Source organism: Brenneria populi (assembly GCF_036016195.1).
Taxonomy (GTDB): Bacteria; Pseudomonadota; Gammaproteobacteria; order Enterobacterales; family Enterobacteriaceae; genus Brenneria; species Brenneria populi.
Genome location: NZ_JAYWTM010000001.1, coordinates 459,110 through 480,952 on the forward strand (window position 1 = coordinate 459,110; position 21,843 = coordinate 480,952).

General features: G+C 57.7%; 19 protein-coding genes. 9 read left to right on the forward strand and 10 right to left on the reverse strand.

Annotation, left to right across the window (positions count from 1 at the left end; genetic code table 11):
- Window positions 1-64: 64 nt before the first annotated feature.
- The 3 genes from VSX58_RS02095 to VSX58_RS02105 all read right to left on the reverse strand — a co-directional run bounded on the left by VSX58_RS02095 (window position 65) and on the right by VSX58_RS02105 (window position 3,809).
- Window positions 65-1,093 carry an OmpG porin family protein gene (locus tag VSX58_RS02095; RefSeq protein WP_327616593.1) on the reverse strand — a complete coding sequence of 343 codons (1,029 nt, stop codon included), beginning with the start codon at window positions 1,091-1,093 and terminating at the stop codon, window positions 65-67.
- A 58-nt stretch (window positions 1,094-1,151) separates the two neighbouring features.
- Complete coding sequence (locus VSX58_RS02100; RefSeq protein WP_327616594.1) at window positions 1,152-2,624, reverse strand: glycoside hydrolase family 32 protein; 1,473 nt, start codon at window positions 2,622-2,624, stop codon at window positions 1,152-1,154.
- Window positions 2,625-2,714: 90 nt separating this feature from the next.
- Window positions 2,715-3,809 carry an OmpG porin family protein gene (locus tag VSX58_RS02105; RefSeq protein ID WP_327616595.1) on the reverse strand — a complete coding sequence of 365 codons (1,095 nt, stop codon included), beginning with the start codon at window positions 3,807-3,809 and terminating at the stop codon, window positions 2,715-2,717.
- A 555-nt stretch (window positions 3,810-4,364) separates the two neighbouring features.
- On the opposite strand from VSX58_RS02105, the gene VSX58_RS02110 reads away from it, so the two are divergent.
- Entirely contained in the window at window positions 4,365-5,360 is a 996-nt protein-coding gene (locus tag VSX58_RS02110) for a LacI family DNA-binding transcriptional regulator (RefSeq protein ID WP_327616596.1), read from the forward strand.
- Between the two features lie 269 nt (window positions 5,361-5,629).
- The gene (locus tag VSX58_RS02115) at window positions 5,630-7,075 is read left to right on the forward strand and encodes a cellulase family glycosylhydrolase (protein WP_407654848.1); all 1,446 of its coding nucleotides are present in this window, start codon (window positions 5,630-5,632) and stop codon (window positions 7,073-7,075) included.
- Window positions 7,076-7,114: 39 nt separating this feature from the next.
- Here the strand turns inward: VSX58_RS02115 and pspF are convergent, their stop codons facing one another.
- Window positions 7,115-8,113: a phage shock protein operon transcriptional activator gene (gene pspF, locus VSX58_RS02120; RefSeq protein WP_327616598.1), complete on the reverse strand. Its 999-nt coding sequence runs from the start codon at window positions 8,111-8,113 to the stop codon at window positions 7,115-7,117.
- Between the two features lie 225 nt (window positions 8,114-8,338).
- On the opposite strand from pspF, the gene pspA reads away from it, so the two are divergent.
- From pspA to VSX58_RS02150, 6 genes are all read left to right on the forward strand, one after another.
- On the forward strand, window positions 8,339-9,004 hold the full coding sequence (pspA, locus tag VSX58_RS02125; protein ID WP_327616599.1) for a phage shock protein PspA: 666 nt from the start codon (window positions 8,339-8,341) through the stop codon (window positions 9,002-9,004).
- 98 nt (window positions 9,005-9,102) lie between these two features.
- On the forward strand, window positions 9,103-9,330 hold the full coding sequence (gene pspB / locus VSX58_RS02130; RefSeq protein ID WP_327615254.1) for an envelope stress response membrane protein PspB: 228 nt from the start codon (window positions 9,103-9,105) through the stop codon (window positions 9,328-9,330).
- Window positions 9,330-9,692 (forward strand): envelope stress response membrane protein PspC, encoded by a 363-nt coding sequence (gene pspC / locus VSX58_RS02135; RefSeq protein WP_327616600.1) that lies wholly within the window; start codon window positions 9,330-9,332, stop codon window positions 9,690-9,692. Before pspB ends, pspC begins: the two co-directional genes overlap by 1 nt.
- 224 nt (window positions 9,693-9,916) lie before the next feature.
- On the forward strand, window positions 9,917-12,706 hold the full coding sequence (locus tag VSX58_RS02140) for a DUF2339 domain-containing protein (RefSeq protein ID WP_327616601.1): 2,790 nt from the start codon (window positions 9,917-9,919) through the stop codon (window positions 12,704-12,706).
- A 17-nt stretch (window positions 12,707-12,723) separates the two neighbouring features.
- Window positions 12,724-14,121 (forward strand): YcjX family GTP-binding protein, encoded by a 1,398-nt coding sequence (locus VSX58_RS02145; protein WP_327616602.1) that lies wholly within the window; start codon window positions 12,724-12,726, stop codon window positions 14,119-14,121.
- The gene (locus VSX58_RS02150) at window positions 14,118-15,161 is read left to right on the forward strand and encodes a YcjF family protein (RefSeq protein ID WP_327616603.1); all 1,044 of its coding nucleotides are present in this window, start codon (window positions 14,118-14,120) and stop codon (window positions 15,159-15,161) included. The genes VSX58_RS02145 and VSX58_RS02150 overlap by 4 nt, the downstream gene beginning before the upstream one ends.
- A 52-nt stretch (window positions 15,162-15,213) precedes the next feature.
- Here the strand turns inward: VSX58_RS02150 and VSX58_RS02155 are convergent, their stop codons facing one another.
- The 5 genes from VSX58_RS02155 to VSX58_RS02175 are packed head-to-tail and all read right to left on the reverse strand — an operon-like array spanning window position 15,214 to window position 18,823.
- Window positions 15,214-16,017, reverse strand: a complete 804-nt coding sequence (locus tag VSX58_RS02155; RefSeq protein WP_327615259.1) for an energy-coupling factor transporter transmembrane component T family protein — start codon at window positions 16,015-16,017, stop codon at window positions 15,214-15,216.
- Window positions 16,017-16,907 (reverse strand): ATP-binding cassette domain-containing protein, encoded by an 891-nt coding sequence (locus tag VSX58_RS02160; RefSeq protein ID WP_327616604.1) that lies wholly within the window; start codon window positions 16,905-16,907, stop codon window positions 16,017-16,019. Before VSX58_RS02160 ends, VSX58_RS02155 begins: the two co-directional genes overlap by 1 nt.
- On the reverse strand, window positions 16,904-17,710 hold the full coding sequence (locus tag VSX58_RS02165) for an ATP-binding cassette domain-containing protein (protein ID WP_327616605.1): 807 nt from the start codon (window positions 17,708-17,710) through the stop codon (window positions 16,904-16,906). Before VSX58_RS02165 ends, VSX58_RS02160 begins: the two co-directional genes overlap by 4 nt.
- Window positions 17,707-18,252, reverse strand: coding sequence for a CD3072 family TudS-related putative desulfidase (locus tag VSX58_RS02170; protein ID WP_327616606.1), 546 nt, complete (start codon window positions 18,250-18,252; stop codon window positions 17,707-17,709). Before VSX58_RS02170 ends, VSX58_RS02165 begins: the two co-directional genes overlap by 4 nt.
- On the reverse strand, window positions 18,239-18,823 hold the full coding sequence (locus tag VSX58_RS02175) for a CD3073 family putative ECF transporter S component (protein ID WP_327615263.1): 585 nt from the start codon (window positions 18,821-18,823) through the stop codon (window positions 18,239-18,241). The genes VSX58_RS02170 and VSX58_RS02175 overlap by 14 nt, the downstream gene beginning before the upstream one ends.
- A gap of 422 nt (window positions 18,824-19,245) precedes the next feature.
- On the opposite strand from VSX58_RS02175, the gene tyrR reads away from it, so the two are divergent.
- Complete coding sequence (gene tyrR / locus VSX58_RS02180) at window positions 19,246-20,817, forward strand: transcriptional regulator TyrR (RefSeq protein ID WP_327616607.1); 1,572 nt, start codon at window positions 19,246-19,248, stop codon at window positions 20,815-20,817.
- A 107-nt stretch (window positions 20,818-20,924) separates the two neighbouring features.
- Here the strand turns inward: tyrR and VSX58_RS02185 are convergent, their stop codons facing one another.
- Window positions 20,925-21,803, reverse strand: coding sequence for a helix-turn-helix transcriptional regulator (locus VSX58_RS02185; protein WP_327616608.1), 879 nt, complete (start codon window positions 21,801-21,803; stop codon window positions 20,925-20,927).
- Window positions 21,804-21,843 lie beyond the last annotated feature (40 nt).

Genomic DNA, 21,843 nt, shown 5'->3' on the forward strand with positions numbered 1-21,843 from the left:
CGTTTTATCCGATGCGGGAAAAGATGGCGCGCCGTCAAGCCGGCGCGCCGTGATAGTCAGAGGGTCAGAAGTTGAAATCGGCGGACAGCATATAGGTCATGTTGATGGCCTTACCGTTGGTCACCCAACTGCCGGACTGTTTATCGTCCGAGGCTTTCACTTCCCCGGCGATATTGAACCGTTTGCCGATCGGGTAGTTGGCGCCCAGTGCGACATATTTATAGCGGGTGTTCTGGAACACTTCGCCGTCTTCGGGACGGGCATTATATTTACGATAGTGGCCGATGCCGCTGTGCAGGGTGGTGGTCAGGCTATTGTCCCAGTTATGCCAGACGCCCACGCTGGTGGACCAGTCCTGGTTATTGATATTTCCCCACTGTTTACGCTCCATTTTGCCTTCGCTATAGCGGCTGCGCAGCCAGACGCCGGTATTGTCGGTGATGATATACTGCAGGCCGGGCTCGATTTCGCTGGCGGTGACGTCGGTATCATTAATCCAATCCGCGCCGGCGGAGCGTTTATGCTGCAGATCCTGATAGAAGTAGCTGAACATGGACAAACGGTCGGTTAAGCGGTAGGTGCCGTATAATTTGTAGCGCACCTGCCAGCGTTCGTTGAGCGATTCGCTGCCGACCAGCAGCTCCGCGCCCACATCTCCCCGGCCGATCTGGCGGTTGTAGCCGAAAATCAGCTGGGTGCGCTGGGTCTGCTGCTCATATTTCTGGCTGGTGAAACTGCCCTGATACTCGGTTTCCCGGGCGTTATAAAACGCCAGATACCATGAGGGCAGGCTATCGAGGCGCAACACCGCCTGCGACAGGACAAAGTTGTCCGAACCGTCATGGGTGGTGTCGTTTTTCCAGTTAGTATCGGTCACTTCCAGTTTGCTTTTAATATTGCCGTGGACTTTGCCGCCGTGGGCATAGGAGGATTGAGTCGTCGTCCACATCACGTTTTCATTCAGATAGGACCAGGGATTAACGCCGATGACCGTACCTTCGTCATTGCGCATGATATCCATCGCCGCCTGTCCGGATACCGGCAATATAGCGATAGCGAGCAGAGCCAATTGTTTAGAGATAGCTGTTTTCATAAATAATTCCCTTGCGAAAAATTATCGCAATACAGTGAGAAATAAGGCGACTCGACAATTAAAAATGCCGAATGCGCAGATCGCGGGTATCGATATTGCCTTTGGGAGCGCTGATCGCCCATTTCTTGCCGGAAATATGGTACATGCGCGTACTGAAGGCGATATTGTCGTTGATGTAGAACACGGCGATGGAGTCCTCAATAATCACTTTCAGATTAATAGTGTCGGATAGCGGCGTCTCTATGCCGATTTCCGGTTTACTTTTCGGCAACTCATTTATTCCCGTCGGATAAAAGAGGACTTTGTTGGTTTTTTTATTAAAGACGACATTCAACGGCGCGTTTTGCGCTATATCGTCGCTCATGCCGAAGCTGAAAATCACGCCGTCTCCGCGAATCGGCAAATTACCGCTAATTTCGGTCGCGCCGGTCAGCGGGGCGAACACCTGGCTGCCGATCTCCCCGAATGACGCGGCGCTATCGGCGGTCAGAAGCGGGTGAAGCTGGCCGCTATGCGGGGCTTTTTGCGCGAAGGTGTCCGCTATTTCCTGCGGTAGTTTGGTTCTTAGCTGGCCGCTGGCGTCCGCGGTCAGCTCATGGGCGATCAGGTTGCCCGCCCAATCGATATTGCCGTCGTTCTTCTCGCCGGCTTTGGTCGGCACCCAGCCGAAAACAAACAGGCGTTTGCCTTGCTCCACCAGTTTACCCGCGTACATTCCGGCGCCGTCGAAGTAGAAATTTTTCGGCTTAACGAAAGGACCGTTGGGGGATTCCGCCACGCGGTACTGGGTCAGACGATGCGGCCACTGGTCGCTAAAGCTGAGATACCAGCGACCGTTGAAATAGACCAGCGTCGGGCATTCCAGGTTGGAGTCGTAGCTCGGGGTATCGTTACGGAACAGTACGCCTTCATCCTTCCAGTTGCTCAGGTCCGCCGAGGTGTATTTGACGATCACCCCGGTGCCGTTCTGGCGGGTGGTGATCAGCATCCAGTAGCGCTGCTCCTCGGGAATAAAGACCACATGCGGATCGCGGAAGTCGTTCGCCCGATAATTTTCACCGGGAGGGAAGGTATCCTTCGGGTGTTTGGTCCAGTTACGCATATCGGCGCTGGTCGCGTGCATAATCGATTCGGCGGGAAAAACGTTCTGATTATGGGCGGTATACCAGGCGTGATAAGTATCGCCGGCCTTAATGATCGAACCGGTGCCGAGTAACAGTTCCGGGCTATCGAGATCGTTGACGTAAGGGATGACTTCGCCCAGATTCCGGTAGTGATATAAATTTTGCGTCGTTAATAAATGGAAAGCATGTACGCCGAGATCTTTACCGCCGCGAATATCATTAAGATGAAAAATATAAAACTGGTTATTTTCAGCATACGGCATCGGGTCGCCGATATAGGACCCCGGAACCCGGGGGAAAAAAGCGTTTACTTCCTGATGAACTTCAACACTCGAATTTTTTACTGCCGGCGTTTGACTATCGTCCGATGAGGCCGACGAGGTACAGGCGCTATTTAATGAAGCCATTAATAGCATCAAGATAGCCGTTGTAATTTTATTTGTTTTAAACATGGCGTTCTCTCTTACAGAAAATTTATTTTCATAGGCGTCAATGCATCAGAAACTGTATTCGACACCGACGATAGTAAAGGGATTCCAGGAGTGGCCGTCATTGGTCCATTGGCCGTTTGATTTGGTGAACTGCGCCTTAAATTCACCGTACAGGCGCAGGTTATCAACAATCGGATAACTGGCGGTGGCGCCGATGAAATTGTATTTGCCGTTGTAAAACACTTCCGATCTGTTGGAATTATTATATATTTTGTCGTTGCCGAACCCGACGTACAGCGAGGTCAAAAGGGGATACCAGTTACGCCAGAATCCGGCGGTCACCTTCCACTCTTTTTCAATAATATCGCCCCAAGACTGACGCACCTGTTTTTCCCAGGAATAATAAGGCCGAATAAACAGCCCTAAATCCGGATTCACCCGGTATTGCAGGGCGGGCTCCATTTCCATGATATGGTGTTCCAGATCGCCGTTGCCGGAATCATTGCTTTGCGGCTGATACTCGCGGAAGATATAACCGGACAACGACCACTTATCGGTAAAACGCGTTTCTCCCCACAGCTTCAGGCGACCTTTCCAGCGCTTACTCGCACTCTCGGTGCCCCCCAGCACCTCCACGCCCCAGTTGCCGCGATAAAACTCATTGATTTTACCGATATACATTTCGTTAATGGTGTTGGTGCTGCCGTAATCCTGGTTGGAGAACTGACCGCTATAGCTATCTTCGCGCGCGTTCCAGTAGCCGAAATACCAGCCCGGCAATTCATCATGGCGCAGCCATGCCTGAATCAGCGCCCATTTAAACTTACCGCCGTTTTTGGTGTTATTTTTCCAGCGCGTATCGTCAATTTCGATTTTACTGCCGATATTGCCGTGCAGCCCCCCGGCATCCAGCGAACTGTCTACCGTATTCCAGTGCACCGACTGCTGCTCTTGGGATATCCGGGCGATATCCACCTTATCTTGCTGCGCGTCGTCTGTCGTGGTCGCTCCCGTTGTTCCCAGAGAAGCGACGCCCCATTTGCTGGCGCTGATATCGCTGGACGACCATTTTTGTTCTGTTTCTTGGGCGTTTTCTGTCGTTGCCGCCGCAGCCTGACCTGCGAACAGCGCGAGCGAAATACAGAGATAGGTATTTTTCATCGCGTATCGATCTCATCGTGATTGGTGGGTGTCGCACATTTTTCTGTTTTAAACAAATTGTGCGAGTTAACGTTAACATTACAGGATGAAATTGAAGAAGATGGGGGATTGCAGAATTCCGATGTTAATCACAATAGTTAACGTTAACATTGGCTTTATGGGATCGCCGTCATGTTTATTACTAAAAGTGGCTTTCTTGCGGGACGAACGGCATGAATATAATCAATCAGCGGAAATGAGGTATATATCTCATATAAAATTCGCCGGACTCAGTTTATACCCTAAATAATTCGAGTCGCAGGATAAAAACGCCAAAAGCGTTTGAGTTTGCTGACAAACCCGTCTGTCAGATCGAGAGACTCGGGGCGACCACGGGGGTGAGGCCTCCCTGCGGGAACCTCCCCCCGTGTTTCCCCTACAAAAACGCGTGCGTTTTTGAACGCCGCTGGCGGCGGCCCGAAGGGCGAGTAACCACATGCGGCTTGAAGTATGACGGGGTTATCCGCGGATATACTTTGATGTAGTCGTGAATTAGGCAAGGGAATAAGGGACGCTATGGCTTCTTTAAAAGATGTGGCAAAACTGGCGAATGTTTCATTAATGACGGTATCGCGGGCGTTGAATAGTCCGGAAAGTTTGAAGCCGGAAACCTATCAACGCGTTAAGCAGGCGATCGAAGCGCTGAACTATGTGCCCGATCTGTCGGCGAAAAAAATCCGCGGCGCCAGAGCCACGCCGAAAACCATCGGCGTGCTGGCGTTGGACACCGTCACCACGCCGTTCTCGGTCGAAATGACCCTATCGATCGAAGAGACCGCCCGGGCCCACGGCTGGAACAGCTTTGTCGTCAACATGTTCATGTCTGACTGTGTGGACGATATCGTCGATTTATTGCTATCGCACCGGCCTAGCGGAATCATCTATACCACCATGGGGCTGCGCCGGGTGCCGGTGCCGAAAAAACTGCTGAGCGTGCCGTGCGTGCTGGCGAACTGCGAAAGCGAGCAGGGCGGCGTGGCCAGCTATATCCCGGATGATGAGCAAGGCGAGTATGACGGCGTACGCACGCTGCTCGCGGCCGGCTACCGTAAACCATTGTGCATCCATTTGCCGCGGGAGATTCTGGCCAGCGCCCGACGACGGCAGGGGCTTGAGCGCGCCTGCCGGGAATTTTCTCTCGACCCGGAGCGGCTGTGGCAACATCATATGCGCCTTGGCGATGAGTATTACTTCGATGCCGTGGCGGTTATCGAGCAGTACCTTGACGAAGGAAAACCGCGTTTTGACTCGGTGGTCTGCGGCAACGACCGAATCGCGTTTCTGGTCTATCAGACGTTGCTGTCGCAAGGCATTCGCATACCGCAAGACGTCGCGGTTCTGGGGTACGACAACCTGGTGGGGATCGGCGATCTGTTCCTGCCCGGCCTGACCACCGTACAGCTCCCGCACTATGAAATCGGCCGGCGGTCGGCGCTGCACATTATTAATGCGCTGGAACATGTCGATATCACCAAGATAGCCAGTCCGCTCCTACGGCGCGATTCGCTGTAGCCAACGGGCCAGACGCAAGGGAAGGCGTTAGGCGAAGCGATATCCGGTGGCAAGAAGAGTTTTCCCCTTTAGCTTTCGTCCTATATGTTTTTTCGCTCTCATTCCCTATCCTGATCGGGCGCCTTTCCCGGCAAAAGCAATTTGCCGCGGCGAATGCGCCGCGCCAGAGGTCTGCGGCGCGAGTTATCTGATTTAAATACCTATACCAAGGGTATGACCACAAAGGAGGAGGCAGTATGCGGATGGAACGCGTCAAAAAAATCGTGGCGATGTTGCCGATCGTGGCGCTATGCGGCCTGGCCTGGACATGGCCGGCGCAGTCGCAAACGCCGGTGGAGGCTCACGGGCAGCTATCCATCGCCGACGGGCGTCTGGTTGATGCGAGCGGAAAACCGGTGCAGCTGCGGGGAATGAGTTCGCACGGTCTGCAATGGCACGGTAAATACGTCAATAAGGATACGATGAAGTGGCTGCGGGACGACTGGGGGATCTCGGTGTTCCGACTGGCGATGTATACGGCGGAAGATGGATATATCACCGACCCGTCGGTGGCCGACAAGGTGAAGGAAGCGGTAAAAACGGCGCAGAGTCTTGGCCTCTACGTTATTATCGACTGGCATATATTGTCCGATGGCGATCCGAATCAGTATAAAACCGAGGCGAAAGCCTTTTTTAATCAAATGGCCGAGCTGTACGGTAATTCGCCGAATGTGATTTATGAAATCGCCAATGAGCCAAACGGCGAAGTGACCTGGAACGAAAAAATCCGGCCCTACGCGCTGGAGTTGACGCAGACGATACGGGCGAAAGATCCCGATAATATCATTCTGGTCGGCACCGGCAGTTGGAGCCAGGATGTGCAGGATGCCGCCGACAATCCACTGCCGGATCGCAACACGATGTATGTGCTGCACTTTTACGCCGGTACCCACAAATTATCCTTACGCGAACGGCTTGATTACGCTCGGAGCCTCGGCGCGCCTATTTTTGTCAGCGAATGGGGAACCAGCGAGGCGGCGGGGGATAAAGGCCCCTATCTGGCGGAGTCTCGAGTGTGGCTTGATTTTCTCGACCAGCGCGGCATCAGCTGGGTTAACTGGTCGCTGTCGGATAAGGCGGAAATTTCGTCGGCGCTGGCGCCGGGCGCCAAGACGACCGGAGGTTGGACGGACGCCGAACTGACGACTTCGGGAAAATTCGTCAGAAAACGCATCCGCGGCGAAGAGGAGGCATCGCCGACAGTGCAGGAAAACGCCGCCGCGCAGGTGACGCTGCAATATGTCAGCCGAAACGGCGATCCTGCCGATAATGCCATTCACCTGGCATTCAACATTAAAAATACCGGCGACAGCGCGATCGAGCTGAGCGACTTGAAGGTTCGCTACTACTTTAATGATGACGGCAAAGCAACCGATCTGCGCTATATCGATTGGGCCGACATCGGCGCCGACAAGGTTAGCGCCGTCACGGCGGCGCTGCCCGGCGGCGGCGAGCGGGCTAATCGCTATGTGGAAATATCTTTCAACAGCGAAGCCGGGGAAATTCCGCCCGGCGAGCAGAGCGGCGAGGTGCAGGTGCGCATCCATCCGGCCGACTGGAGCCATTACGACGAAACCAACGATTACTCCTACCGCGGCGACCTTGCTGCGTTCACCGACTGGGATAAGATGACCGTGTATCATAAAGGCGCGCGGATATGGGGAACCGAGCCTTAACAATGACTACGCCAGCGGCGCTTTATCCGCCGCCGTCGATTATGCCTCGTTGACGCTAATGTGGTGTTTTTTCAGCAGGCCGCGCAGCTGGTGATAGGTCAATCCCAGTAGCTCCGCGGCCTTACGCTGATTAAAACGCGCTTTCGCCAGCGCCTGTTCCAGCAACGTCCGCTCCTGGTCGCGCAGCCACTGTTTCATATCCAACGGGAAGTCAGGCAGTTCGCCCGCCGGCGTCGGCGGCGCGAGCTCCTCGGCCGGGGGCGTCTTGGGTTGAAACGGGTTGATGATAATGGCGTCCAGCGGCAGATCGCTGCTGCCGTGCCGATAGACGGAACGTTCAACCACGTTCTTTAATTCACGGATATTTCCCGGCCAGGGATAGGCCAGCAGCCTGTCGCGCGCATGCGCGGTAAAGCCGGGAAACAGCGGAAGGCGCAGTTCGCGGCACATCTGAATGGCAAAATGCTCGGCCAGCAGCATGATATCCTGAAGGCGCGCGCGCAGCGGCGGCAATTGCACGACGTCAAACGCCAGCCGGTCCAATAGATCGGCCCGGAATTTCCCGGCGGCCGCCAGCGCGGGCAGGTCGTCGTTGGTGGCGCACACCAGCCGTACGTCCACCTGCAGCGACTGACCGCCGCCGACGCGCTCCAGTACGCCATATTCAATGACGCGCAGCAGTTTTTCCTGTACCAGCATGGGCGCGGTAGCCAGTTCATCAAGAAACAGGGTGCCGCCATCGGCGCGCTCGAAACGTCCCAAATGGCGCTTCTGCGCCCCGGTAAAGGCTCCCGCCTCATGACCGAACAGCTCCGAATCCAGCAGATTCTCATTCAGCGCGGCGCAGTTCAGCGAAACGAAGGGGCCTTGCCAGCGGGGCGAGAGGTAGTGGAGCCGGCTGGCGATCAGCTCCTTGCCGGTGCCGCGTTCGCCGATGACCAGTACCGGCTTACTGAGCTGCGCCAACTGCGAAACCTGCTCCAGCACTTCAAGAAAGCTGTTCGCTTCACCCAGTAGGTTCTCTTTCTCCTGCATCATCACTATTCGCCCTGTGATTTTTACCAATAGTTGGTTTATTTGACTAATCTAACCGGTGAGGAGAAATAGTCAAAATTTTTAATTTCTTATTTTTCAATTAATTATGATTTTAAAAACATTGGCACGCTTCTTGATATAACTCTAGCCATATCACCCCGTCGCCTGGCGGAGGTGATGATAAATCAGGCGTAATCAGACGCCGGACATCATTAAGAGGAGTTGATTATGGGTATTTTTTCTCGTTTTGCCGACATCGTGAACGCCAACATCAATTCACTGCTGGATAAGGCCGAAGATCCGCAGAAGCTGGTACGGCTGATGATTCAGGAGATGGAGGATACGCTGGTCGAGGTGCGTTCCACATCGGCGCGCGCGCTGGCGGAAAAGAAACAGATCGCCCGCCGTATTGAACAGGCCCATACGCAACAGGCGCAATGGCAGGAAAAAGCCGAGCTGGCGCTGCGTAAAGACAAAGACGATCTGGCTCGCGCCGCGCTGATTGAAAAACAGAAGCTGACCGATCTGATCGCGGTGTTGCAGCACGAAGCGGAAAGCGTGGAAGAGACGCTGGAGCGGATGAAACGCGAAATCGGCGAATTGGAGAATAAACTGAGCGAAACCCGCGCCCGCCAGCAGGCGCTGACGCTGCGCCATCAGGCGGCGTCCTCGTCGCGCGATGTTCGCCGCCAGCTGGACAGCGGCAAGCTGGACGAGGCGATGGCGCGTTTTGAACAGTTTGAGCGGCGCATCGATACCCTGGAGGCCGAAGCGGAAAGCGTCGGGTTGGGTAAACAAAAATCGCTCGATCAGCAGTTCGCCGAACTGAAAGCGGATGATGAAATCAACGCGCAACTGGCCGCGCTTAAAGCTAAAGTAAAACCAGCAGAATAACCGGTCCGGCTGCCGCCTTCATGATGCCGGCGCATCTCGCCCGGCGGCGTGAAGCGCGGCGGTAAATGACTGGAAAACATAATAACCAAGGAGACACGATGAGTGCTTTGTTTCTTGCCATACCGCTGACCATTTTCTTGATTTTTGTGGCGCCGATATGGCTTTGGCTGCATTACAGTCAGCGTAAGCAAAACAATGCTCAACTGGGACAAGGCGATATGCAGCGTTTAACCCGGCTGACGGAAGACGCCCGCCGCATGCGCGAACGTATTCAGGCGCTGGAAGAAATTCTGGACGCGGAACATCCGGACTGGAGAAAATCCTAATGAAAAACACATGGTCAGGTAAAACTTTATACCGCATACCGGAAGAGGGAATGCTGAAAGGCGTCTGCGCCGGGCTGGCCCGCTATTTCGATGTTCCGGTTAAACTGCTGCGCGTGATTGTCGTGCTATCGATGTTTTTCGGCCTGTTCTTCTTTACCATCTTGGCCTATATCATCCTGACTTTTATTCTGGATCCGGCGCCGGCGGCCAGCTTCGATGATGAAACGCCGTCACCGACGCCGAGCCGGCTATTGAATGAGGCCGACGCCGCCTTATGCGCCAGCGAACGGCGTTTGCGCAATATTGAACGCTACGTCACTTCCGATACGTTCGGCGTGGAAAATCGTTTTCGCCGGCTTTAACGTGCGCGCCGGTCGCTCGGGCCATCGTTTTCTTGAATTATGACGACGTCGATACTATCCGTTTGTCCAGCCGGCCGTTCGTCCAGCTGACTGAGTCTCGGACGATAGCATCGCGTCGTATCTTCTCTTTCCCGCGACAGCGGCAGTGAGCGCCGATTTGTGGGCTATCCTAAATTCGTGTACAACCGCATCATTCGTTTCCATTTTATTTAATAAGGTGCTTCATGGATGATTCATGGTTTGCGGTCGGCCTGGCTATTGCGCTGATCTACGTCATCTTGATGCCGATCGCCGTGTTGGCGGCGTACCGGCGCAGCGCGCATAGCCAGCGGTGCAGCGAACGGCTTGAGCAAAGCGTCGCGCAGTTACGATATGAACTATCCCGCGTATCGGATCGGGTTGCGGAACTGAGCCGGCCGCCTTCCGCGGCCAAGGAGTGGGGCGCATTTCAGACCACGACGAAGCTCGCCACGTCTTTAACCGTTCCGACCGCCGCGCCGCGGCCGGCGGAATCGGCGGACGTCACCGCGCGTGCCGACGAACAGCGCACGCCGTCCGCGCGCGTTTCTCCCTTCGCTAAGCGCGCGGCGCGGCCTGCCGACGCGCGCTCCGGCCTGTTCTCCTCTCTGGCCGGCTGGATGATGCGCGGCAATCCGCTGGCTAAAATCGGCATTTTACTGCTGTTTTTCGGTCTGGCGTATCTGCTGAAATACACTATCGAGCGCGATATGCTGGCGCTCGAATGGCGTCTGGGCATCGCGGCGCTCATCAGCGGCGGACTGCTGGCGTTCGGCTGGCGCCTGCGCGATAAACAGCGGCTGTACGCCCTAATATTGCAGGGCGGCGCGGTCGGCGCGCTGTATATCACGGTGTTTGGCGCGTTCCGGCTCTACCTGCTGTTGCCCTATACGGCGGCCTTTGCCCTGCTGTTAATCATTTGCGCCGCCAGCGTCGGGCTGGCGGTATTACAGCGTTCTTTGAGCCTGGCGATGCTGGCCAGCGGCGGCGGCTATCTGGCGCCGATCCTGCTGTCGGCGGGCGGCAGCAGCCATATCGTGCTGTTTTCCTATTATCTGCTGCTGTCGCTGGGCATTCTGGCTATCAGCGCGCGCCGGTCATGGCGCGAGCTAAACCTGCTGGGACTGTTCTTCACCTTCGGCGTGGCGATACTCTGGGGCGCGGAGCACTATCGGCAGGACGACTACCTGAGCAGCCAGCTATTTCTGATTATCAATATCCTGATATTCGGCGTAGGGGCGCTGCTATTTTCCCTGCGCCATCAGCCGGCGGGCAAACAGATTGTCGATGGCATTTTGCTCTTCGCTCCGCCGTTAATCGGTTTCGGCATTCAGTACCAGCTCACGCAGCGCTGGAGCGATGGCCCGGCGCTGTCGGCCCTCGGCTATGGGCTGTTCTACCTGGCGTTGGGCGCGCGCGTCCGGGGGAAAACTCCGCGCATGGGGCTGTTCGCGCTGGCGCTGGGCGGATGTTTTCTGACGCTGGCGGTGCCGCTGGCTTTTTCCGCGCAGTGGACCTCCATGACCTGGCTGCTGGAAGGGCTGTGCGTTTTGTGGGCCGGGTTATACCAACACCAGCGCCGCATGGGCCGCAGCGGCGCGGCCATTATGCTGTTGGGCGCGCTGTCCGCCGGGTATGCGCTGTTTTTCGCGCCGCTGTCGGCAACGTCGATTTTGTTTATCGTCGGTATTATGGCGCTCGCCGCGCTGGGCGCCAGCTTCTGCTGGCGGCGCTATCCTCAGGCGGAGACGCACTGGCGCGGGCTAAGCCGGGGATTCTTTATCCTGGGTATCGTCAGTTGGCTCGTCTGGCTGTCGTATGCGGCCGATCGAATGCTGGAAGCCGGCATCAATGCCTTCTGGCTCGGCGCCGCGCCGTTGAGAGCCTGGCAACTGCACTCTTTGCTTTATGCGCCGCTGGCGCTGCTCGGCGTCGCGGCGTCCGCCGCCATCTGGCGCGCCGCGGGACGGCGCTTAAACTGGGCGGCGCTGCGCTATGCCTGCGGGTTACTGTGGGGCGCCATATTACTGGCGCTGCTACAGCAGATTATCGATGCCGACTATCGGCAACTGCCGCGACTGGATTGGGGCGCGCAGATTAGCGTCCTGGGCGGCTGGTTGGTCAGTTTCGCCACCGCCTACCGGCTGCTTTACCGCGATGAAACATCGCTGCCGCGACAGATGGCGCGGGGATGCCATCTGTCGCTGTTCTGGATGCTGCTCGGCTTTCTGTTTTTAGCGGCCTCGGGCTATCTGTATCCGTTGATTCCGCATGCGCTGGAAGAGGGGCGGCCGGTTCTGACGTCGGTGCTGCTGTCGGTGATTATCATCGCCCTGGCGCTGCCGGCGCGCCATCGGCTGTGGCCGATGACCGTCTGGGGCGAGCTGTATTGCCGTTCGGGGCTGGTGCCGCCGATCGCCATTCTGTTTATGCTGACCATCGCCGCCAATCTGCTGGATGGGCAGATCGCCTGGTCCGCAGGGCAGACGTTCTATCTGCCGCTGCTCAATCCGCTGGAGGCCGGCATGGCGCTGGGCGTGGCCGCGCTGATCCTTTGGTATCGGCGTACGCTCGTCGCGTCCGCGTCGGATATCGTCCTGAGGCGGCAGTGCCGCTTTGCGCTGTGGCTATTGGGTTTCTGGCTGCTGAACGGCCTGGTGCTGAGATCGCTGGCCTGGTACGGGCAAATCCCGTGGTCGGGCGACGCGCTGTGGGATTCCCGCCTGGCGCAAACCACCTTCGCGCTGCTGTGGACGCTGTCCGCGCTGGTCGGCATGCTGTGGTCGACGCGCCGTCAGCTAAGGGGCGGCTGGCTGGCCGGCGCGCTCTTGCTGGGGGTCACCATCATCAAACTGTTTCTGGTGGATAGCGCCGGCGGCGGCGGGCTGGCGCGGGCGGTGGCCTTTATCGGCGTGGCGATCCTGATCTTGATCGTCGGCTACTTCGCGCCGCTGCCGCCCAAACGCCGAATAACCTCAAAAGATGAAATAGAATAGGAGTCAGGGTTTATCCGATGAAGCGATTACAGCATGAGATTAATTCACTGGTTAACCGCAGCGTGGATCGCCATCTGCGGCTGGCCGTCACCGGGCTGAGCCGCAGTGGGAAAACCGCGTTTATTACGGCATTCGTCAACCAATTGCTGAATGTACACAGCGGTGCGCATTTGCCGCTGTTTTCCGCCGTGCGCGAGGGGCGCTTGCTGGGCGCGAAACGCGTGCCGCAACGCGATCTCGGCATTCCCCGTTTCGCCTATGATGAAGGTATGGCCGCATTATACGGCTCGCCGCCCAGTTGGCCGACGCCGACGCGCGGCGTCAGCGAAATTCGTCTGGCGCTGCGTTACCGCTCTAATGATTCGCTGTTGCGGCACTTTAAAGATACCTCCACGCTGTATCTGGAGATTGTCGATTACCCGGGAGAGTGGCTGCTGGATTTGCCGCTGCTTGAACAGACCTACCTGAGCTGGTCGCGTCAGATGGCGGGGTTGTTACAGGGCGATCGCGCCGAGTGGGCCAAACCCTGGCTGACGTTATGCGCCGCGCTCGATCCGCTGGCGCCGGCGGATGAAAATCAATTGGCGGCGATTGCGCAGGCTTATACCGACTACTTACTCCGCTGCAAGCGGGAAGGGCTGCACTTTATTCAGCCGGGGCGCTTTGTTCTGCCCGGCGATCTGGCCGGCGCGCCGGTGCTGCAGTTTTTCCCCTGGCCGCAGGTGGATAAATTAGGCGAGGCCAAACTGGCGCAGGCGGACGCCAAAACCAACATCGGCATGCTGAGACAGCGTTTCGACTACTACTGCCAGTCGGTGGTGAAAGGGTTCTATAAACACCATTTCATCCGTTTCGATCGCCAGATCGTACTGGTGGATTGCCTGCAGCCGTTGAACAGCGGACTGCAGGCCTTCAATGATATGCGGCTGGCGTTAACCCAATTGATGCAAAGTTTTCATTACGGCAAACGCACGCTGTTCCGCCGCTTGTTTTCGCCCTGTATCGACAAGCTGATGTTCGCCGCCAGCAAGTCGGATCATATTACCGCCGATCAACATGCGAATCTGGTGTCGCTGCTCCAGCAGTTGGTGCAGGAAGCCTGGCAGAACGCCGCTTTCGAAGGCATCAGCATGGACTGCGCCGGCATCGCTTCGGTGCAATCGACGCAGAGCGGCGTGGTGGAGCATCAGGGACAGAAGATACCGGCGCTGAAGGGCAACCGCCTGAGCGATGGCCAGCCGCTGACCGTTTATCCGGGCGATGTGCCCGCCCGCCTGCCCGGCGCCGCGTTCTGGCAGGATCAGGGATTCCATTTTGATCAGTTTCGGCCGCGCGAAATGGCGGTGGACACGCCGTTGCCCCATATCCGTCTGGATGCGGTAATGGAGTTTTTATTGGGAGATAAATTGCGATGAACGAGCCACTGAAACCGCGAATGAGCTTTGAACAGGCGGCACAGGCGGAACCGCAGCCGCGGCTGCGCGCCGGCGTGGCGTTTGACGAACAGGATGCGCAGCGTTTCGCGCCCGTTAGCCGCGAGCAGGAAGTGCCGGAAGAGGGGGCGGCGGAAGAGGCGGTTAGCGCCGCCCTGCGGCCCAAACGCAGCCTGTGGCGGCGCATGGTGATGGCCGGTTTAACGCTGTTCGGCGTCAGCGCCGTCGCGCAGGGCGTGCAGTCGCTGCATAACTCATGGCTTCAGCAGGACTGGATTGCGCTGGGAGGCATTGCGGCCGGCGGTCTGATCGTGGCCGCGGGCGTGGGTTCGGTGGCCGTTGAGTGGCGGCGCCTTTACCGGCTGCGTCAGCGGGCGGAAGAGCGCGATGTCGCCCGCGATCTGCTGCATAGCCACGGTATCGGACGCGGGCGAGAGTTTTGTGAAAAGCTGGCCCGGCAGGCGGGATTGGATAACGGGCACCCCGCGCTGCAGCGTTGGCAGGCGTCGCTGCATGAAACGCATAACGACCGTGAAGTGATTGAACTGTACGCGCGTTTGGTGCAGCCGGTGCTGGATAGCCAGGCGCGGCGGGAAATCAGCCGCTCCGCGGCCGAATCGACCCTGATGATTGCGGTCAGTCCGCTGGCGCTGGTCGATATGGCCTTTATCGCCTGGCGCAATCTGCGGCTGATCAACCGCATCGCCGCGCTCTATGGCATCGAGCTGGGCTATTTCAGCCGTATCCGCCTTTTCCGCCTGGTGCTGCTGAATATCGCTTTCGCCGGGGCGTCGGAACTGGTGCGCGAGATCGGCATGGACTGGATGTCGCAGGATCTGGCCGCCAGATTGTCGGCGCGGGCCGCGCAGGGGATCGGCGCCGGCTTGCTGACGGCGCGCCTCGGCATTAAAGCCATGGAGCTGTGCCGGCCGCTGCCCTGGCTGGATGATAAGCCGCGGCTAGGGGATTTCCGCCGCGAGCTTATCGGGCAGGTGAAGGCGACGCTGCAAAAAAACAAATAACGCCGGCGTAGCCGGACGCGGCGGGGGAGATCGCCCGCCCGTCGCGGCGCCTTCAGCGCCAGACAAGCATCCCCATCGCCGTCAGCAGCTCTAGCGCCGCGCCCGCCAGAAGCGCATAATCGCCCCGGTTAAAGCGGTAAATTCTTATCGGCGTACGCCCTTCGTCGCCCCGGTAGCCGCGTGACTCCATGGCGACGGCCAGATCTTTAGCCCGCAGGATCGCGATGACGAACAGCGGCATCAGCATGGGGAAGACGCCCTGAAAACGGATCAGAAAATTTTTACGATGAAAACCGCCGCCCCTGGCGATCTGCGCCTTGCGGATTTTATCGAATTCCGTCAGCAGATCCGGCAGGAAGCGTAGGGCGATCGAAAACATCATTACCGCTTCGTGTACCGGGAAACGCCACTTCTTCAGGCCGCCGAGCAGAATTTCCAGCCCTTCCGCTAGCTGAACAGGCGCCGTGGTTCTGACCAACAGCGCCAACAGCAACACAATACCGGCAATCTGTTCGCACATCATTACGCCGCGCAGCGCGCCCGCAGACGAAAAGGCGATCCCGCCCCAGATTACCCGCTCTTCGCCCGGCAGAGGCGTCAGCATGGCCTGATAAATCATGGTGGAGACGAAGAATATCGACAGCGAGAGCAGCGTCAATACCAGCATTTTCCAGGGGAGGCGGGCGAGCGCCCAGAGGAGGAATAACAGCAAGAGCTGGAGCGTCTTGATCCCTGGATGCTGGGTAAGCAGCAGCGCAGCGCCGGCCAGCAGGACGGCGATAATTTTCATCCGCGGGTCCCGCCGATCCAGCCAGGAGTGCCGCCGTTGATAAAGCAGAGCGTAGGCGTTCGACATTACGACGGCTCCCGCAGCGCGTTTGCGCCGCGCGCGCCGCGGTTGCGCAGCCGGATAATGGCATCCGCCGCCTGCTGCGGCGTCAGCCATGCCGTCGACGGATGACCGGCCGCCCGCAGTAGGCGGGCGACGGCCAGCGCGGGCGGCTCCTCCCAGCCGAAAGTCCCGCGCAGGCCGGGATCGGCGAACAGCGCGTCCGGCGCGCCGTCGGCCTGAATCGTGCCGCTCCTGAGGCAGATCAGTCGGGAGGCATGCCGGGCGATCTCCTCCAACTGGTGGCTAACCCAGATAACCGTCAGGCTCTCCTGGCGGTTGAGGCGATGCAGCAACTGGAACAGGGCGCTGCGGGATTGCAGATCCAAACCGGCGGTGGGTTCATCCAGGATCAGCACTTCCGGCTCCAGGACGACAACGCCGGCGATGGCCACCCGGCGTTTCTCTCCGCCGCTCAGTTCGAAGGGACTGCGCTTGCCGAAGGTTGCGTAATCCAGTTGGACGGCCTCCATCGCCTGGCGCACCTTTTCGGTTTTTAACCGTTCATCAAGGCGCAGGTGACGCAATCCAAAGGCGATATCGTCGAAAACCGTCGCGGCGAATAACTGATGTTCGGGATATTGAAAGATAAACCCGATGCGGTCGAAGCATGCCTGCCGGCGCTCGGCGTGGGGGTCGATATCCCCCAGCCGGATCTGTCCGGCGCTGGGCGCCATAAAACCTTTTATCAACTGCAATAGCGTCGATTTTCCCGAACCGGACTTGCCGGCCAGCGCCAGCATCTCTCCCTGTTCGATGGTCAGAGAGATATCTTTCAGTATGGGCGCGTCGCCCGCGGGATGATTTCTACGGCGTTTGCCATAGCCGAAAGCGACGTCGTTTAACGTGATTTTCATAACAGCTCCGTCAGTTCCCGCTCATTCAGGTCAGGCGACACCTGCAACCCGCGCTGGCGCAGCAAGGCGGCGAGATGGAGATAGTAGGGCAGTTCCAGTCCGCAGGTTTGCAACAGGGAGAACTGCGCGTGCAGCGCCGAAGGCGGCGCGGCGGCCAGCAGCCGTCCCTGGTTGAACAGCAGCCAGCGGTCGGCGTTCAGCACTTCCTCAAGATGATGGGTGATATAGATCAGCGCAAAAGGCGTCTGTTTTCTCACTTCATGCAATGTGGCGACGAATTGGCGCCGCGCCTCGGGGTCGAGCATCGACGTCGCCTCGTCCAGAATCAGATAACGCGGCGCCAGCGCCAGTATGGCGGCCAGCGCGAGTTTCTGTTTCTCGCCGCCGGAAAGCTGCGACACCGGCCGGTCTTCCTCCGCATCCAGCCCGGTCAGCCGGATAGCCCAGGCTACCCGGCCGGCGATCTCCCGCTGCGGCCAGCCGATGTTCGACAGGCCGAAAGCGATATCCTCGCCCACGGTGACGCCCACCTGCTGGTTTTCCGGGTTTTGGAAAACGATCTGCACGGCGCGGCGAATGGCGGGGAGCGCGTTGCGATCCGCAGTGGAATGGCCGTCGACGATGACCTCGCCCTGCGACGGAAGCTCAATGCCGTTCAATAGCCTGGCCAGCGACGACTTCCCCGAACCGTTGCGGCCGAGCAAGGCGACGAATTCGCCGGAATGAATCTCCAGCGAAGTATGCGACAGCGCGGGCCGCGGTTCGCCGTAATAGTAAAAAACAACATCCTGAACGGCGATCATGACGGCTCATCTTGCGGCGTTAGGCGGGCGATAAGCGTTTCTTTATCATGATGGCGGAAACGGGCGTCGAGCGCGCCGTAAACGCTATCCGCGATGTCCGGGTTGAATACGCCGTCGGCGGTTTGCGGTATTTGCCAGAAAAAATCAAGATTTATGCCGGCGGCGATAATCATTGCCTGGAACTCTTGCATAAATACGCCCTGACCCGGATCGCAGGAGGGGCTTCCGGCAATCGCCAGCCCGCCGGCGATGGCATAGCCGTTATCCTGATAAGTTTTCAATTGCTCAATCACCGGCAGCAAAATTTTACGACTATGGGCCCGGAATGCGGGCGTGTCGTATTGCGCCGCGGTCATGGGCGGACGCGTCGGGCCGAGAAAGGTAAACTCGGGGCAAGGCAGTTGAATGACGCCGAAACCCTGCTCATACATCCAGTCTACCGCCGATTTCATCATGCCGCGGCTGCGCGCCAGGCTTCCCACCACGGCATTCTGGTTGATGACGCAGTGGGAGGTGACGATCACCGTTCTACTCCGCTGCACGGGATTGCTCCTTAACCGGTAGTACCGGGCGCTTGAGCAGCGACTGCGGCAGGTTCTTCACCACATAGTAGACCAACAGCGCCGATAGGATTTTGTCGACCAGGTTTTCCGCCAGCCGGGGCAAAAACGCCGCGGTAAACAGGCTGGAACCGGCCTGCTTCAGCCAGAGTACCGCCACATCGTGCAGTCCGCCGGTCAACCCGCCGAACAGGCCGATGGCGATGACCGTCCCCACGGCGGGACATAAAAAGCCGAGCAAAACGCCGGAAAACAGCGCGGATGAGAATTGAAAGCCTTTTTTCCGCGCGCTGTAGCCGACGACCACGCCGACGAGAATATTGACCAGCGCAAAGGGAATGGCGGTATAGCTGGTCGTCACCCCCAGCACCAGATTGGTGAGCAGTCCGACCAATCCGCCCCACAGCGGGCCGAACACCGCCGCGATAAAAATGGTGCCGACCGTATCGAGAAACAGGAAAGGAATTTTCAGATTACCGACGATGCTGCCGGCGATAACGTTTATCGCAACGGCCAGCGCGCCAAAGGTAATGGCTAGGTTTTTTGGATTCATGGTTAACGCCCCTGGTAGGAATGAACCTTGGTGATAATGACAATTTGAGAAAAACATGCGTCCGATAACAAAGTCGGCGTATGGCATCGGTTTATCTTTTGTATTTATTGCGCCTTTCGGTCCGCCATTGAATGGGAAAATAAGCGGCGAATGACATTAAGCGCGATTCTATTAAGTGCCCGATAGGCTGACAAATACAAAAATCGGCATATGTTATGAGCCTGATGACAAAGTACGTCAGGGGATGAAAGGGGGTTATGACTCACGATTAGCGCGGCCGTCAGGCGACGAAATCGCGCGCTATTTGCCGGGCGGCGGCCGGAGTGTCAACTTTTAGTGACACTTTACTTCATCCGGCGCGGCTGAAAGGGTATTATCGCTAATTATCGCCCTGTCGCATAAGTTGAGGAAGGTTGCCGTTGATGCGTCTGGAAGTCTTTTGTGAAGACCGTATCGGTCTGACCCGCGAATTGCTGGATCTTCTGGCGTCGCGCAATATTGATTTGCGCGGCATAGAGATCGCGCCTATTGGCCGCATTTATCTTAATTTCGCCACGCTGGATTTTGATGATTTTCGCCTGCTGATGACGGAAATTCGACGCATTGAAAGCGTCAGCGATGTGCGAACCGTCGCTTTCATGCCCTCCGAACGGGAACACCGGGCGTTGAACGCGCTATTGGAATCGATTCCCGAACCGGTTTTCTCCCTCGACATGAAAGGCAAGATCGAGTTGTTTAATCCCGCCGCCGCCGCTCTGTTCGATACCGCCGCGGGAAAGCTGCGCAATCTGACCCTCTCGAATCTGATCGCCGGCTATAATTTCACCGATTGGCTGGAGCAGGGGAGCCAGCAGGTCACGCAGCGCGTCGTGATCCGCGGGCAGGATTTTCTGCTGGAAATCACGCCGATTCACCTGGAGGACGAGAAGGGCGAAAAATCGACGGCGGGCGCGCTGGTTATGCTGAAATCCGCGGTGCGCATGGGCCGGCAGCTGCAGGATTTATCGATCAATGACGACAGCGCCTTTGAGCATATGGTGGCGATCAGCGCCAAAATGCGCCAGGTGGTCGAGCAGGCGCGTAAGCTGGCGATGCTGGATGCGCCTTTACTTATCGTCGGCGATACCGGAACCGGTAAAGATATGCTGGCCCGCGCCTGTCACCTGCGCGGCCCGCGCGGCAAAAAACCGTTTCTGGCGCTGAACTGCGCGTCGCTGCCCGATGAGGTGATGGAAAGCGAACTTTACGGACACGCGCCGGGCGCCTATCCGAACGCGCTGGAGGGCAAAAAGGGCTTTTTTGAGCAGGCGAACGGCGGCTCCGTGCTGTTGGACGAAGTCGGCGAAATGTCGCCGCAGATGCAGATCAAGCTGCTGCGTTTTATTAATGACGGAACCTTTCGCCGGGTAGGCGAAGATCACGAAATTCATGTGGATGTCCGGGTTATCTGCGCGACGAAGAAAAACCTGCTGGAAATGGTGCAGCGCGGCGAATTTCGCGAAGATCTCTATTACCGCCTTAATGTCTTGACGCTGACGCTGCCGCCGCTGCGTGAACGTCCGGCGGACATCCTGCCGCTGACGGAACTGTTCGTGGCGCGTTTTGCCGATGAACAGGGCATTGCGCGGCCAAAACTGGCCGCCGATCTGCGCCAGCTTCTGCCGCAGTATGGCTGGCCGGGGAATGTCCGCCAGCTGAAAAATTCCATCTATCGGGCATTGACCCAGTTGGAAGGCCATGAGCTGCGCATGCGGCATATCGATCTGCCCGCCTTTTCGGTTGAAAACCCGCACAGCGAAGAGCAGTTGGAAGGATCGCTGGACGAGATCAGCAAGCGCTTTGAGCGTTCGGTATTAACCCGGCTCTATCAAACCTATCCCAGCACCCGTAAATTGGCGAAACGTCTGGGCGTATCGCACACCGCGATAGCCAACAAGCTGCGGGAATACGGCCTCAGCGGGCGTAAGGCCGCCGACGAAGAGGATGAATCATAATCCGGCGGGGGGGACGGCACTGCCGGTATGTCGCAAATAAAAGTGACATCGTAACTCAACGAGTGTTTGACGATATCGCCGTAGCGGCGGCCGCGGAGCTCGTTCGCTCAGGCGGGGAACGCGAGCTGCGACAATTTTTCCAGCGCCTGTTTATCCTGCTCGTCGTCCGGCATATACACCAGCATTCGGTCGCCGTTGTTTGACGCCGTCCACCAGTTGATCTGACGCAGCGAGATGGTGCCCAACTGCGGATGCAGAAAACGCTTTGTTTTGTCGTTGATGCCCTGGATTTCGTAGCGCTGATGCCATAGCTGACGGAAAGTTTCCGACTCGTTCAGATAGCGCTGCAGCTGTTTTTCCCACAAGGGGTCGCCGCTGTGCTCCGCCATGCGGGCCCGAAACATGGCCACCATATGGCGCAAAAACTCATGTAAATCGACCAGCCGAGCCTGCCAATCGGCATTTTTGAACGCCAGATAGATGCAGTTGCGGTCTTCCTGCGGAATGTTCGCCAGATTGATATTCAACAGTCTGCACCAGGCGTCGTTGAACCCCAGAATGCTGAAGCGGGCATTGACGATCACGGCGGGAAAAGGATTAAGCCGATCGAGAATCAGCTGATGGTCTTCCGTGAGCTTTTCACAGCTGGCGCGCACCGTGGGCGAATAGGGCAGATTGGCCAGCATAAACAGATGACGGGTCTCTTCTTCATTGAACTGCAGCGCTTTGGCGATGGACATCATGGTTTTGGCCGAGGTGCGGATCGGGCGTCCCTGCTCCAGCCAGGTGTACCAAGTTATTCCCACATCCGCCAGCAGCGCGACGTCTTCCCGCCGCAGCCCCGGCGTGCGTCGCTTGCGCGGGATCGATAAACCTATCCGCGTCGGGTCGATGCTTTCACGGCGGGTGCGTAAATAGGTTCCCAGAACTTTACGATTCTGCTGGCCGGCGTTTTGGCCGGAGGATTCGTTTACGATAGACGTCATTGAGGCGTTTCCCCGCGAGACTGGTAGTATTTATACCAGG